The 14,818-nt window shown below is 69.6% G+C and carries 12 protein-coding genes and 1 tRNA gene; 8 read left to right on the top strand and 5 right to left on the bottom strand.

The annotated features are described in order from the left end of the window. The first annotated feature begins 18 nt into the window (after positions 1-18). The 6 genes from OG310_RS26525 to OG310_RS26500 all read left to right on the top strand — a co-directional run bounded on the left by OG310_RS26525 (position 19) and on the right by OG310_RS26500 (position 6,622). A complete protein-coding gene (locus OG310_RS26525) occupies positions 19-756 on the top strand; it encodes a hypothetical protein (protein WP_329458374.1) in 738 nt (245 codons plus the stop codon). A gap of 189 nt (positions 757-945) precedes the next feature. After that, positions 946-2,160, top strand: coding sequence for a branched-chain amino acid ABC transporter substrate-binding protein (locus OG310_RS26520; RefSeq protein WP_329460395.1), 1,215 nt, complete (start codon positions 946-948; stop codon positions 2,158-2,160). A 163-nt stretch (positions 2,161-2,323) separates the two neighbouring features. Next, entirely contained in the window at positions 2,324-3,253 is a 930-nt protein-coding gene (locus tag OG310_RS26515; protein WP_329458373.1) for a branched-chain amino acid ABC transporter permease, read from the top strand. A gap of 5 nt (positions 3,254-3,258) precedes the next feature. Continuing rightward, positions 3,259-5,058: a branched-chain amino acid ABC transporter permease gene (locus tag OG310_RS26510; protein ID WP_329458372.1), complete on the top strand. Its 1,800-nt coding sequence runs from the start codon at positions 3,259-3,261 to the stop codon at positions 5,056-5,058. A gap of 5 nt (positions 5,059-5,063) precedes the next feature. Beyond that, the gene (locus OG310_RS26505; protein ID WP_329458371.1) at positions 5,064-5,909 is read left to right on the top strand and encodes an ABC transporter ATP-binding protein; all 846 of its coding nucleotides are present in this window, start codon (positions 5,064-5,066) and stop codon (positions 5,907-5,909) included. Then, positions 5,906-6,622 (top strand): ABC transporter ATP-binding protein, encoded by a 717-nt coding sequence (locus OG310_RS26500; protein WP_329458370.1) that lies wholly within the window; start codon positions 5,906-5,908, stop codon positions 6,620-6,622. Before OG310_RS26505 ends, OG310_RS26500 begins: the two co-directional genes overlap by 4 nt. Before the next feature lie 106 nt (positions 6,623-6,728). On the opposite strand, the gene OG310_RS26495 is transcribed toward OG310_RS26500, so the two are convergent. Beyond that, a complete protein-coding gene (locus tag OG310_RS26495; RefSeq protein ID WP_329458369.1) occupies positions 6,729-7,373 on the bottom strand; it encodes an ANTAR domain-containing response regulator in 645 nt (214 codons plus the stop codon). Positions 7,374-7,473: 100 nt separating this feature from the next. On the opposite strand from OG310_RS26495, the gene OG310_RS26490 reads away from it, so the two are divergent. Both OG310_RS26490 and OG310_RS26485 read left to right on the top strand, forming a co-directional pair. Next, a tRNA-Leu gene (locus tag OG310_RS26490) sits at positions 7,474-7,546 on the top strand. A gap of 111 nt (positions 7,547-7,657) precedes the next feature. Then, entirely contained in the window at positions 7,658-8,440 is a 783-nt protein-coding gene (locus tag OG310_RS26485) for a transcriptional regulator (RefSeq protein ID WP_329458368.1), read from the top strand. Positions 8,441-8,450: 10 nt separating this feature from the next. Here OG310_RS26485 and pyk read toward each other — a convergent pair whose 3' ends face one another. The 4 genes from pyk to OG310_RS26465 all read right to left on the bottom strand — a co-directional run bounded on the left by pyk (position 8,451) and on the right by OG310_RS26465 (position 14,479). Next, a complete protein-coding gene (gene pyk, locus OG310_RS26480; RefSeq protein ID WP_329458367.1) occupies positions 8,451-9,884 on the bottom strand; it encodes a pyruvate kinase in 1,434 nt (477 codons plus the stop codon). 330 nt (positions 9,885-10,214) lie between these two features. Further along, positions 10,215-11,114: a hypothetical protein gene (locus OG310_RS26475; protein ID WP_329458366.1), complete on the bottom strand. Its 900-nt coding sequence runs from the start codon at positions 11,112-11,114 to the stop codon at positions 10,215-10,217. 207 nt (positions 11,115-11,321) lie between these two features. After that, entirely contained in the window at positions 11,322-13,022 is a 1,701-nt protein-coding gene (locus tag OG310_RS26470; RefSeq protein WP_329458365.1) for a lysine N(6)-hydroxylase/L-ornithine N(5)-oxygenase family protein, read from the bottom strand. Continuing rightward, entirely contained in the window at positions 13,019-14,479 is a 1,461-nt protein-coding gene (locus OG310_RS26465) for a pyridoxal phosphate-dependent decarboxylase family protein (RefSeq protein ID WP_329458364.1), read from the bottom strand. Before OG310_RS26465 ends, OG310_RS26470 begins: the two co-directional genes overlap by 4 nt. Between the last annotated feature and the right edge of the window lie 339 nt (positions 14,480-14,818).

Genomic DNA, 14,818 nt, shown 5'->3' with positions numbered 1-14,818 from the left:
CGCGCGGCGGTCCGCGCCGTGAGCGCGATCGGACCCGTCGAGCAGGGCGACGGCGCCGAGCCCGACGAAGACGGCACCGACCCGACGGACACCGCGCCACCCGACGTCGTCGGCGGGCGCCGGACAACGCACCGGACACCGCACCGACGCGCGCGGCAGGCCCTGCTCGCCGCGGCCGCCCTCGCCCTCGTCGGCTACGCCGTCACCAACACCCTGGCGCACCAGGGCCGTTCGGACAGGGACAAGACGCCCACACCGGGCGGCATCCACGCCGTCGCGTACCGCGGACTCACCCTCCCCACCGACCCGGCGGACCCCACCTTCACGGTGCGCCTGCGCATCACGGCCGCTCCGGGCCCGCCCGTGACGGTCCAGTCGCTGCGCCATCCCTTCACCGCGCTCGCCACCCGGAGCCGGCCCGCCTCACCCTTCACCGTGACCGAACACCGCCCGCGCGACGTCACGTTGGCGATCACCGTGGAGAACTGCGACGCCACCCCGCGCGATGTCCGTCTGCCTTTCCTGGATGTAACACTGCGTAAGAAAAACGTCATACGCAAGCACACCGAAGTACTCGACCGCGCCTACGCCACCGACGTCACAGCCGCCATCAGGACCATCTGCGCGCGACAGCACCGTGATCCACCCAAGCCCCTTAGTGGAACTGCGGGTTCTCATCATGTGAACACCGGTCCCCTGTACGGAAACAACCGATCTGCCCACACTACGCACCTCGCTGCCCCCGTCCCGGCATAACAAGAAAGTCACAGCATGTGCGCGCCGCCCCCCTGACATGACCCACCTCGCCTAGAGTCACGGCCAGTTACCGCGCCGCCGGGCGCGTCCCGCTTCACCGGCACCACCCCGAACGGCCCGGCGAGAAACATGGCCCCTCAGCCGAGGAAGCCTGCGCCAGGGAGAGGATTCACCGTGCGACAGCGTTCGTTGCTCATACTCACCACAGTGCTCACCACCGGAGCACTGACCCTCACCGCCTGCGGGTCCCGCGACGACAAGGGCTCCGACGGCGCCTCGGGGAGCGGCAACACCACTGTCACCATCGGCGTCGACGCGCCCCTCACGGGGCAGAACTCCGCCACCGGCCTCGGCATCCAGTACGGCGTCCAGATCGCCATCGACCAGGCCAACGCCAAGAAGACCGTGCCCGGCGTCACCTTCAAGCTCAAGGCCCTGGACGACAAGGCCCAGCCCGCCACCGGTCAGCAGAACGCGACCCAGCTCGTCGCCGACAAGACCGTCATCGCCACGGTCGGCCCGCTCAACTCGGGTGTCGCCACCTCGATGCAGCAGGTCTTCGCCAGCGCCAACATGGCCGAGATCTCGCCCGCCAACACGGCGCCCGAGCTGACCCAGGGCAAGGACTGGCAGACCGCCAAGGTCCGCCCCTTCAAGACGTACTTCCGTACCGCCACCACCGACGCCCTCCAGGGCGGGTTCGCGGCCCAGTACGCCTCCGGCGACCTGAAGAAGAAGAAGGCCTACGTCGTAGACGACAAGCAGACCTACGGCGCCGGCCTCGCCAAGCTGTTCAAGCAGAACTTCATCAAGGACGGCGGAAAGGTCATCGGTGAGGACCACGTCAACACCGGTGACAAGGACTTCTCCACGCTCGTCACAAAGATCAAGAACTCCGGCGCCGACATGCTCTACTACGGCGGCCAGTACGACGAGGCCCAGCTGATCACCAAGCAGCTCAAGGACGTCGGCGCCAAGATCCCGCTCATGGGCGGCGACGGCATGTTCTCCGACACGTACATCAAGACCGCCGGCAAGGAGTCCGAGGGCGACCTCGCCACCTCCGTCGGTGTGCCCCTCGACACCGTCGCCGCGGCCAAGGACTTCATCAGCACCTACAAGTCCAAGGGCTACCCCGGCGACTACAGCACCTACGGCGGCTACTCGTTCGACGCCGCCACCGCCGTCATCAACGGTGTCGCCAAGGTCGTCAAGGACGGCAAGCTGCCCTCCGACGCCCGCCAGCAGCTCGTGGGCGCCATCCAGAACGCCGACTTCCAGGGCATCGCCGGCCCCGTGAAGTTCGACCAGTACGGAGACACGACCAACAAGCAGCTCACCGTCTACAAGGTCAGTGGCGGCAAGTGGGTCGCCGCCAAGAGCGGCACCTTCGACGCCAGCTGACCCACCCCGCACCACCGGCACCACCGAGAACACATCGAACGCCCGGTACCGCACACCTCGCGGTACCGGGCGTAGCCGGACCAGCCGCACGCTCGCCGCGTCACCCGCGGCGCGTGCACACCACCACCCGCACCCACACCCCTTGACCCATGGAGGCCATGCGGTGAACACCCTGCCGCAGCAGCTGGCCAACGGGCTGTTCCTCGGCTCGATGTACGGGCTGATCGCCATCGGCTACACGATGGTGTACGGCATCGTCCAGCTCATCAACTTCGCCCACGGCGAGATATTCATGACGGGAGGATTCGGAGCGCTCACTGTCTACCTCTGGCTCCCCCACGGCATATCCATGTGGATAGCCGTTCCCCTCATGCTCGTCGGCGGGGCACTCGTCGCCGTCCTCATCGCCGTCGGTGCCGAACGCTTCGCCTACCGGCCCCTGCGCGGCGCACCACGCCTCGCCCCACTCATCACCGCCATCGGCCTGTCCCTCGCCCTCCAGCAGGTCGTCTTCAACCTGTACCCCGACGCGAAGTCCAACCGCTCCTTCCCGCAACTCCCCTTCGGGCCCTACCACCTGGGCTCCATCTCCATCCAGAGCGGTGACATCTTCCTCATCGCCGCCGGCATCGTCTGCATGACCGGACTCGCGTTCTTCGTCAGGACCTCCCGCACCGGCCGCGCCATGCAGGCCACCGCCCAGGACCCCGACACCGCGCGCCTGATGGGCATCAACACCGACCGCATCATCGTCGTCGCCTTCGCCATCGGCGGCCTCTTCGCCGCCGTCGCGGGCGTGTCCTACGGCTTCAAGTACGGCAACGTCGACTACTCCATGGGTTTCCAGGCCGGCCTCAAGGCGTTCACCGCCGCCGTCCTCGGCGGCATCGGCAACATCTACGGCGCCATGCTCGGCGGCGTCGTCCTCGGCCTCACCGAAGCCATGGCCACCGCGTACATCTCCAACATCCCCGGCATGGAACAGTTCGGCGGCCAGGCCTGGGCCTCCGTCTGGGCGTTCATCCTGCTCATCCTCGTACTCCTGCTGAGACCACAAGGACTCCTCGGCGAACGCGTCGCGGACAGGGCGTGAGAACCATGACCACCACAGCCACCACCGGAAACACACCCGCACCGGCAACGGACGGCCAGGGCCCCCGCCACGGCGTCCTCCCGCTGCCCGAGACCGCGGCCGACGCGCTCGTCCTCCTCGGCGGCCTCGCCACCGTCGTCTCCGGGTTCATGTCCTGGACCTGGACCAGCGACTTCCCCGGCGACCTCACCGTCTACGGCTACCCCGCGGGCCTCCAGATCATCGCCATCGTCGGGGGTGTCCTCACCCTCCTCCTCGGCCTCGCCCGCAAGAGCGTCCGCGGCCTGCGCTGGCTCAACCCGGCCCGTGCCGCGAGCCCGGTGTTCCTCGCCGCGCTCTCAGCGTTCGTCGTCACCTGGTTCTCCGCCATCGCGATCTCCGTGGACCTCGGCGGCTTCGTCAACCTCGACCCCGGCGCCATCGTCGCCGTCGTCGGCGGCCTCCTCGCCGTCCTCGGAGCCCTCGCGCTCCCCCACGCCGGCACCGGCTTCAGGTCGTACTTCGCCAAGCCGGGCGACCTCCCGCGGCCCAAGCTCCCGGCGGCCTGGCTCCAGCGCGTCATCATCACCCTGTGCGCCGCGCTCGCGCTCGTCGCCTTCAGCTACGGCATCGGCATCGACGACGACGACAGCGAGACCTTCGTCGGCTTCGCGCTCCTCGTCATCTTCGCCGCCTGGGCCCTGCACGCCGCGGGACTCTTCGAGCGGTTCTCCGAACTCAACGCGCGCCACAAGGGATTCGCCACCGGCATGGCCTTCCTCGCCGCCGTGGCCTTCCCCTTCACCCAGAGCGACGACCACAACGCCAACCTCGGCGTGAACATCCTCATCTTCGGCACCGTCGCCCTCGGCCTCAACATCGTCGTCGGCCTCACCGGCCTCCTCGACCTCGGCTACGTCGCCTTCCTCGGCGTCGGCGCCTACGCCGCGGCGCTCGTCTCCGGCAGCCAGTACTCCAGCATCCACATCCAGTTCCCGTTCTGGGGCGCCGCCCTGACCGGCATGGCCGCCTCGCTCGTCTTCGGCGTCCTCATCGGCGCACCCACCCTCCGGCTCCGCGGCGACTACCTCGCCATCGTCACCCTCGGATTCGGAGAGATCTTCCGCATCGCCGTCAACAACCTCGACGGCAGCTCAGGACCCGACGTCACCAACGGGCCCAACGGCATCTCCAACATCCCCGACCTGAACTTCTTCGGATTCAACTTCGGGCAAGCACACGACATCGTCGGCTTCACCATCGGCCGCTTCGCCAACTACTTCTTCCTCATGCTGCTGTTCACCGCGATCGTGGTGTTCGTCTTCAAGCGCGCAGCGGACTCCCGCATCGGCCGCTCCTGGGTCGCCATCCGCGAGGACGAGACAGCCGCGACCGCCATGGGCATCAACGGCTTCCGCGTGAAGCTCATCGCGTTCGCCCTCGGCGCCACCCTCGCCGGACTCGCCGGCACCGTCAGCGCCCACGTGACCTACAGCGTCGTGCCGACGCCGTACCAGTTCGCCGGCGCCGCCCCGCCCAACTCGGCGTTCCTCCTCGCCGCCGTCGTCCTCGGCGGCATGGGCACCGTCGGCGGGCCCATCCTCGGAGCCGTACTCCTCTACCTCATCCCCGAGAAGCTCGGCTTCCTCCAGAACTACGAACTCCTCGCCTTCGGCGTCGCCCTGGTCATCCTGATGCGCTTCCGCCCCGAAGGCATCATCCCCAACCGGCGCAGCCAGCTGGAGTTCCACGAGACCGGCCAACTCGACGTCCCCGAGGACGGACTCCCCGCGGGCACCGTCGGCGTCACGAAGGCGGAGGCATAACCACCATGAGCACCACCGCCACCGCCACCCCCGACGCACCCGCCGCCACCACCGTCCTCAAGGCCACCGACGTCACCATGCGCTTCGGCGGCCTCACCGCCGTACGCTCCGTCGACCTCACCGTGAGCAGCGGCGAGATCGTCGGCCTCATCGGCCCCAACGGCGCGGGAAAAACCACCTTCTTCAACTGCCTCACCGGCCTCTACGTCCCCACGCAGGGCCAAGTCACCTACAAAGGCACCGTCCTCCCGCCCAAACCCCACCTCGTCACCAAAGCCGGCATCGCCCGCACCTTCCAGAACATCCGGCTCTTCGCCAACATGACCGTCCTGGAGAACGTCCTCATCGGACGCCACACCCGGACCAAAGAGGGCCTCTGGTCGGCGATCCTGCGCGGCCCCGGATTCCGCAGAGCGGAAGCCGCCTCACGCGCCCGCTCCATGGAACTCCTCGAATTCACCGGCCTCGCCCACAAGGCCGACCACCTCGCCCGCAACCTCCCCTACGGCGAACAGCGCAAGCTCGAAATCGCCCGCGCCCTCGCCAGCGACCCCGGCCTCCTGCTCCTCGACGAGCCCACCGCCGGCATGAACCCGCAAGAGACCCGCACCACCGAAGAACTCGTCTTCGCCATCCGCGACCAGGGCATCGCCGTCCTCGTCATCGAGCACGACATGCGGTTCATCTTCAACCTCTGCGACCGCGTCGCCTGCCTCGTCCAGGGCGAAAAACTCGTCGAAGGCACCCCCGCGGTAGTCCAGGCCGACGAACGCGTCGTCGCCGCCTACCTCGGCACGCCCTACGAAGACGCCACCGCCGAGACCGAAGCCACCGACGGAGACGACCAGTGACCGCACTCCTGGAGGTCGAGGACCTCAAAGTCGCCTACGGCAAGATCGAAGCCGTCAAGGGCATCAGCTTCAGCGTCGAAGCCGGCCAGGTCGTCACCCTCATCGGCACCAACGGCGCCGGGAAGACCACCACCCTGCGCACCCTCTCCGGCCTCCTCAAGCCGTCCGGCGGACGCATCACCTTCGACGGGAAACCCCTCTCCGGCGTCCCCGCGCACAAGATCGTCGCGCTCGGCCTCGCCCACTCCCCCGAAGGCCGCCACATCTTCCCCCGCCTGTCCATCGCGGAGAACCTCCTCCTCGGAGCGTTCCTCCGCAACGACAAGGCAGGCATCGAGAAGGACGTCCAGCGCGCCTATGAGCTCTTCCCCATCCTGGGCGAACGACGCAAACAGGCAGCGGGCACCCTCTCCGGCGGCGAACAGCAGATGCTCGCCATGGGCCGCGCCCTCATGTCGCAGCCCAAACTGCTCATGCTCGACGAGCCCTCCATGGGCCTCAGCCCGATCATGATGCAGAAGATCATGGCGACCATCGCCGAACTCAAGGCCGGCGGCACCACCATCCTGCTCGTCGAACAGAACGCCCAGGCGGCGCTCTCCCTCGCCGACCACGGACACGTCATGGAGATCGGCACCATCGTCCTGTCCGGCAGCGGCCAGGACCTCCTCCACGACGAATCCGTCCGCAAGGCCTACCTCGGCGAGGACTGAACACCCACCCCGCCGCACGGCACGCGAAGAGGCCCGCCCCGAGAAGAACTCCCGGGACGGGCCTCGCCGCACATCTGCCGACACCGGGCCCACGGGCCCGCCCGGCCTACTTGTTCTTCTTCTCCTCGGCGTCCTGAATGACCGCCTCCGCGACCTGCTGCATCGACAGCCGCCGGTCCATCGACGTCTTCTGGATCCACCGGAACGCCGCCGGCTCCGACAGCCCGTACTGCGTCTGCAGGATCGACTTCGCCCGGTCCACCAGCTTCCGCGTCTCCAGCCGCTGCGTGAGGTCCGCGACCTCCTGCTCCAGCGCCCGCAGCTCCGTGAACCGCGACACCGCCATCTCGATCGCCGGCACCACGTCCGACTTGCTGAACGGCTTCACCAGGTACGCCATCGCCCCGGCGTCCCGCGCCCGCTCCACCAGATCACGCTGCGAGAACGCTGTCAGCATCAGCACCGGCGCGATCGACTCCGCGGCGATCCGCTCCGCGGCGGAGATACCGTCGAGCACCGGCATCTTCACATCGAGGATCACCAGATCGGGCCGGTGCTCGCGCGCCAGCTCCACGGCCCGCTCCCCGTCCCCGGCCTCGCCGACGACGGAATAGCCCTCTTCTTCGAGCATCTCCTTGAGGTCCAGCCGGATCAGCGCCTCGTCCTCGGCGATGACGACGCGCGTCGTCAGCGGAGGAACGTGCGACGGGTCGTCGTCTTCGACGGGCTCGGGCGAGTCGGGGGTGGTCACGGGGCTCCTCGATTCGGCGGGGTACTGCTCCCATGAGCCTACCGAGCTACGGTATGTTTGAGACACAGGGGGTTCCCGCGAACCTTCGATTCTTAGGCATGCCCTGGTAGTCCAGCGGTAGAGACACGGTGCTCAAACCACCGACAGCGTGGGTTCGAATCCCACCCAGGGCACTTTACCTTCGATTTGCAGGTCTGTCGCGATTTGTTGATCTTCACTCGCGCCGGTGATCCCCTTCGCGAATTCGGCACGACCGGGTATCCGAGCAGTGGACAGTCGTGCCTATGTACGACATGCAGACACGCACCCGTGTCCTCACCCTGGTCGAGCAGGGACTGAGCCTCAACTCGATCAGCCGGCAGACCGGCGTCTCGCGTGCGGCGATCCGTTCCTGGCAGCGGCGGCCCGAGCCACGGCCGCGCATGAGCGCACAGGCGCAGCCCTGCTTCCGCTGTGCGCCGGACCCCCGGCCGCCCTCGGACCCGGTCGCCTACGCGTACCTTCTCGGGCTCTACCTCGGTGACGGCTGCGTCAGCCCTCAGGGCCGCAAGGGCCATACGTTACGCATCATCTGTGCCGACACCTGGCCGGGCCTGATCGCACTCTGCCGGAGCGCCGTCCGGGCCGTGCGCCCCACGAACGGCGTCTGGATCACCCAGCGGCAGGGCTGTGTGGAGGTGGGCAGCTACGACCGCCACTGGCCCTGCCTCTTCCCCCAGCACGGGCCCGGCAAGAAACACGAGCGGCGGATCGTTCTGGAGCAGTGGCAGCAGGACATCGTGGACGCGTATCCCTGGGATTTCATCCGGGGGCTGGTGCATTCGGACGGGTGCCGGATCACCAACTGGACCGAGAGGGTGACCGGCGGCGTCCGGAAGCGGTACGAGTATCCGCGGTACTTCTTCACCAACAGATCCGCCGACGTGCTGCGCCTGTACACCGACGCCCTCGACCACGTCGGTGTCGCGTGGAAGTCCTGCAACAACAGCCGCAGCGTCCAGAACATATCCGTGGCCCGGCGGGCGTCCGTCGAGGTGATGGACGCCCACATCGGGCCGAAACACTAGGCGGGCCTGACTACTTGGGGCTGTCGTCCTCGCCGATGTGGTGGACGCGCACCATGTTCGTCGTGCCGGCGACACCGGGCGGGCTGCCCGCGGTGATCACCACCATGTCGCCCCGCTCGCAGCGGCCCAGGTTCAGGAGCATCTCGTCGACCTGGCCGACCATCGCGTCGGTGGAGCCGACGTGCGGGCCGAGGAACGTCTCCACGCCCCAGACCAGGTTCAGCTCTGCCTGCGTCGCGGGGTCGGGTGTGAAGGCCAGCAGGGGGATCGGCGAGCGGTAGCGGGCGAGGCGCTTGACGGTGTCGCCGGATTCCGTGAAGGCGACGAGGAACCTGGCACCGAGGAAGTCGCCCATCTCGGCGGCGGCACGGGCGACGGCACCGCCCTGGGTGCGGGGCTTGCTGTTCTTCGTGAGCGGCGGGAGCCCCTTGGAGAGGATCTCCTCTTCGGCCGCTTCGACGATGCGCGCCATGGTGCTGACGGTTTCCACGGGGTATTTCCCGACGCTGGTCTCGCCGGAGAGCATGACGGCGTCGGTGCCGTCGATGACGGCGTTGGCCACGTCGGAGGCTTCGGCGCGGGTGGGGCGCGAGTTCTGGATCATCGATTCGAGCATCTGGGTGGCGACGATGACCGGCTTGGCGTTGCGCCTGCACAGTGTGACGGCACGCTTTTGCACGAAGGGGACGTGTTCCAGGGGCATTTCGACGCCCAGGTCACCGCGCGCGACCATGACTCCGTCGAAGGCGGCAACGATGTCGTCGAGGTTCTCGACGGCTTGGGGCTTCTCGACCTTGGCGATGACGGGTCGCCGGGTTCCCTCTTCGTCCATGATGCGGTGGACGGGTTCGATGTCGCGTCCGCTGCGGACGAAGGAGAGGGCGATGGCGTCGGCGCCGGCGCGCAGGGCCCAGCGGAGGTCTTCGACGTCCTTCTCGGAGAGGGCGGGGACGGAGACGGCGACGCCGGGGAGGTTGAGGCCCTTGTGGTCGGAGACCATGCCGCCTTCGATGACGGTGGTGCGGACGCGGGGGCCGTCGACGGCGGTCACTTCGAGGGTGACTTTCCCGTCGTCCACGAGGATGCGCTCACCCGTGGTGACGTCGGTGGCGAGCCCTGGGTAGGTGGTGGAGCAGGTGTGGCGGTCGCCGGCGCAGGGTTCGACGGTGATGGTGAAGGTGTCGCCGCGTTCAAGGAGTACGGGGCCTTCGAGGAATCGGCCGAGCCGGATCTTCGGGCCTTGGAGGTCGGCGAGGATTCCGATGCTTCGGCCGGCTTCTTCGGCGGCCTTGCGTACGCGCTGGAAGCGGTCCTCGTGTTCGGCGTAGGTGCCGTGGCTGAGGTTGAGGCGTGCGACGTTCATCCCGGCTTCGACCAGTGCTTTGATCTGGTCGTAGGAGTCGGTCGCGGGGCCCAGGGTACAAACGATTTTCGCTCGGCGCATGCCACCGAGCGTAAACCTTACCGCCGGGTAGAGGTTTGGGGTCGTATGACTACGCAACAACCTTTGCGTGAAGGGTTGTTGAGGGGTGTCGAAGTGTGCGGAGGGCCGCTCTGATGAGCGGTTTCAGGGCGTGTTCGTGACTCTCCGTCGACCATGTGGTGTGGGGGAGCCACCGGCGTCGTGCCGTCGGTGTGCCCGGGCCGTCGTACCGGCTCGGGGCCGGTACGACGGCCGGTACCGGGGCCGGGCCGGTACGGGACGGTGGGTGGTGCGAGTGCGGCGGACGGTGTGTCCGGTGCGCCGTTGTCGCCGCGCGGGGCTGCTCGACGGTCAGTAGGTGGCGAGGATCTGCTCGGTCTTGAACGCGTTCTGCGGGATGAGCCAGCCGTGGGCGTTGAGGGCGTTGACGATGCTGGTGCGCAGGGCGACGGCCTTGGGGAGGCTGGTGGCGTCGGCGCTGATCTCGGCCCAGTAGCCGCTGCCGCCGGGGGCGCCGTGCATCGGTGTGATCTGCAGTTCGACTGCCTGTCCCGCGAGGGTGCCCGGGTAGTCGGTCTGGACGACGGGGCCGTAGATGTGGGCGCCGGCGAGGATGTCCGCCGCGAAGTTCTTGGACCCGAGGTCGTCGAGCTTGCCGGGCAGGTCGTTCACGACGTCGTCGCGCGCGTCCGCGGCGCTCGGGAGTTTCCCGCTGCCGAGGCCGTCGGCGTCGGCCTTCTTGTCGTCGGAGAAGTCGAGGGTGGCCTGGTTGTAACTGAGGTCGACCTGGGCGTCGTAGTCCTCCTCGTCGGCGTCGAAGGAGTCGTCGGCGGCCTGGTCGAGGGCGTCGTCGAGCGCGTCGGCGTCGGTGCCGTCGCCCGCGATGGCGTAGCGCTTCTTGTAGGTCTCCTTGACCTGGTCGTCGGCATCGTCGTGGCGGACGCGGACGCTCCATCCCTCGTTCTCCAGCTGGCGGCTGCTGGAGTCGAGGTATTCGGCGGCTTCGACGCCGGATGCCTTGCCGAGGCCGAAGGCGCTGTTGGCGGCGGCCAGCGGCGTGCCCGATGACCCGAGGATCTTGGTGGGGTCGACCAGCAGTTTGACCTGGAAGCCGGGGTCGGCGTTGTCGGCTGCGTGGGCCGGGAGCGTCCAGGCGGCGGCGAGGGCGGCGGTCGCGGTGACGACGCCGAGTCGCAGACGGCGGCGGTCGGTGCGGGAGCGGGCGGGGGTGTTCCGGTGCGCACGGGTCATGCACTGATCGAAGCGATCTTCGGGAAACGCCCCGTCACGTGTCGCCCAACATCCGCTGAATACTCGTCAATTCCTGTTCTTCCCGGGCGGCCTGCGCCGGCCGGCGCGGTGACGACGGTCCGGCGGAGCAGCGGCCGGGGCCCGCTCCGGATCAGGCGGGCCGGGCTGATCGAACGGATCAGGCGGGGCCGGCGAGGTCCGGCAATATCAGGCGGGTTCCACGAGGGGGACGAGGTCCAAGGGCACGGGGGCGGGGCCGCGCGCAGCGCCTTCGGCGAGCCCGAAGGTGGTGAAGGCGGTGCGCTGGGGCTGGGGGTAGGCGGGCAGGCCGGTGAGGTGGTTGAGGATGCCGGCGCTGCGCCAGGCGGCGAGTCCGAGGTCGGGGGCGCCGACGCCGTGGGTGTGGGTCCCGGCGTTCTGGACGTACACGGAGCCGGTGATGGCGCGGTCGAGGACGATCCGGTGGTGGGCGTCGACGCGGGGGCGTTCGCGGGAGTCGCGCCTGATGTAGGCGTCGAGCCCGGCCAGGAGCCGGTCGGCGGGGCGCTCGCGGTAGCCGGTGGCGAGGACGACGGCGTCGGTGGTGAGGCGGGAGCGGGCGCGCTGGTCGGTGTGTTCGAGGTGGAGTTCGACTTGTTTCGTGGCGATACGTCCGGCGGTGCGGACGTGGACGCCGGGGGTGAGGGTGGCGTCGGGCCAGCCGCCGTCCAGGGTGCGGCGGTAGAGCTCGTCGTGGATGGCGGCGAGGGTGTCGTGGTCGATGCCCTTGTGGAGTTGCCACTGCCGGGGGACGAGTTCGTTCCTCGTGTGTTCAGGGAGTCCGTGGAAGTAGTGGGTGTAGTCGGGGGTGAAGTGTTCGAGGCCGAGCTTGGAGTACTCCATGGGTGCGAAGGCTTCGGTGCGGGTGAGCCAGTGGAGGCGTTCGGCGCCGGCGGGGCGGGCGCGCAGCAGATCGAGGAAGACCTCGGCGCCGGATTGTCCGGAGCCGATGACGGTGACGTGTCCCGCGCGCAGGAGCTGTTCGCGGTGGTGGAGGTAGTCGGAGGAGTGGATGACGGGGACGGAGGGGATTTCGGCGAGTGTTTTGAGCGGTTCGGGGATGTGGGGGCTGGTGCCGATGCCGAGAGCGATGTTGCGGGCGTAGGTGCGGCCGAGTGCCTCGGCTTCGCCGTCGGCGTCGAGTTGGGTGAAGTCGACCTCGAACAGAGCGCGTTCGTGGTTCCAGCGGACGGCGTCGACCTGGTGGCCGAAGTGCAGTGTGGGCAGGTTGGCGCTGACCCAGCGGCAGTAGGCGTCGTATTCGGTGCGCTGGATGTGGAAGCGCTCGGAGAAGTAGAAGGGGTAGAGGCGGTCGACGGAGCGGAGGTAGCTGAGGAAGGACCAGGGGCTGGCGGGCTGTGCCAGGGTCACGAGGTCGGCCAGGAAGGGGACTTGGAGGGTGGCTCCGTCGATGAGGAGGCCGGGGTGCCAGGTGAAGCCGGGGTTCTGTTCGTAGAAGGCCGCTTCGATGCCGCCGGGGATGCCGTCGGCGAGGGCGGCGAGGGAGAGGTTGAAGGGACCGACACCGATACCGACGAGGTCTTTGGGCGGCTCGGCGGCCGGTGTGGCCGCGTTTGCGGCGGCCCGCCTGGTGCCGGTCGCGTACCTGCTCCCGGTCGTGCGTACGTCCCCGGTGGTGTGGCCGGCGCCGAACGGGTTCGTCCCGCCTGAGGTGTTCGTCCCTCCGTCGAGGTTCGTCCCTGCGGAGGCGTTCGTCCCTGCGGTGGTGTGTGCACCGCCGGGGGTGTGTGCACCGCCGGGGGTGTGCGTGGCGCCGGTGGTGCGGGCCGTGTGGCGGTCGGATGCTGTCGCCGCGGTGGCCGGGGTGGGGATGCCGGGTTGGCGGGGCGCGGGGGTGGTGCCGGTCATCGGGGTGAACTGCCTTCCAGGAGGGTGTCCCCGAGTGCCTCCACACGGGTCAGCAGTCCGGTGAGGTCGTCGGGGGTGGTGTGGGGGTTGAGGAGGGTGGTCTTGAGCCAGAGCCGGCCGCCGGCGCGGGCCCGGCCCAGTACGGCGGTGCCCTCGGTGAGCAGGGTCCGGCGGATGGCGGCGACGGTGGCGTCGGGCGCCCCGGCCGGCCGGAAGAGGACGGTGGTGAGGGTGGGGCGTTCGTAGAGTTCGAGCCGGGGGTGTTTGTCGATGGCTTCCGCGAGTTCCTCGGCGGTGTCGCAGAGGTGGTCGACGAGGGAGCCGAGTCCACTGCGGCCAAGGGCGCGCAGGGTGACGGCGATCTTGAGGATGTCGGGGCGGCGGGTGGTGCGCAGGGAGCGGCCGAGGAGGTCGGGCAGTCCTGCCTCGGTGTCGTCGTCGGCGTTGAGGTAGTCGGCGGTGTGGCCGAGGGGCGCGAGGAGCGCGGTGTCGGGCACGGCGAGGAGTCCCGCGGCGACCGGTTGCCAGCCGAGTTTGTGCAGGTCGAGAGTGACGGAGTGGGCGCGGGCGAGGCCGTCGAGGAGGTGCTTGCGGCGGTTGCTGAAGATCAGGGGGCCGCCGTAGGCGGCGTCGACGTGGAGCTGCGCGCCGTGGCGTTCGCAGAGGTCGGCGACGGCGGAGAGCGGGTCGATGGCTCCGGTGTCGGTGGTGCCCGCGGTGGCGGCGACGAGGAGGGGGCCGCGCAGCGTGGTGAGGGCGTCGTCGAGGGCGGCCAGGTCGAGGGTGCCGCCGGGGGCGGGCACGGCGACGGGTTCGGGCAGGCCCAGCAGCCAGGCGGCGCGCGTGAGGGAGTGGTGGGTGTGTTCGCCGGTGATGACCTGGACGCCGCCACAGGTGCGGGCGTGGCGTTCCCGGGCGAGCAGGAGGGCGAGTTGGTTGGACTCGGTGCCGCCGGTGGTGACGAGGGCGTCCGGCGCGGGCGCGTGGTGGGGGGCGGCATCCCGGTAGACCTCGTCGGCGAGGGCGCGGGTGACGAGTGCTTCGAGGGCGGCCGCGGCCGGGGCCTGGTCCCAGGAGTCCAGTGACTGGTTGAGCGCGGAGGCGGCGAGGTCGGCGGCCACGGCGACGGCGAGGGGCGGGGTGTGCAGGTGGGCGGCGCAGAGCGGGTGTCCGGGGTCGGCGGCGCCGGCGGCGAGGCTGTGGACGAGGGTGGTGAGGGCTTCGCCGGCGCCCGCGCCGAGTTCGGGCAGGACGGGAGTGGCGGCGGCGAGGACCTGTGCGGCGGTGACGTCGGGGCCCCCGGCGGGCAGGGGCCTGCCCTGGCGTTCCGCGGCGCCCGCCGCGAGGGCGTCGAGGACGGTGGCGACGAGGGGCCGCAGCGCGTCGGGGCCGTGGGTGCCGCCCGCGAGCGGTGGCAGCGCGGTGCCGGGTGTCGGGGGGTGCGGCGGCGTGGTCATCCTGGCCCTTCTGCGTGGACGGCGTCACCGTGTCCAACGACCGGCACCCGGACGGGGTATTGCCCTGGCGGGTTTTGTGCGGTTCCGGGTGTCGGGCGGACAGCGGTGCCCGGCGCGGGTGAGGGCGTCCGCCCCGGTGGGGACGGACGCCACCACCGGCCCGGGGCCGGGGGGACGTACGGTGCGTGGGATGCGCGGTGGTGCGCGGTACGGCTCCGGCACGGTGGACGCCGGTGGCCCTGCCGGGGACGGGTGGCGCGCGGTACGGCTCGGGCGCGGTCGGCGCCCGGTGCGCGGGACGGACGGCGCCCGGTGCGCGGGATGCGCGGTACGGCACCG

The organism is Streptomyces sp. NBC_01497 (genome assembly GCF_036250695.1).
GTDB lineage: Bacteria > Actinomycetota > Actinomycetes > Streptomycetales > Streptomycetaceae > Streptomyces.
The sequence above is the reverse complement of the archived record's forward strand: the minus strand, read 5'-3'. Positions and strand labels throughout refer to the sequence as shown.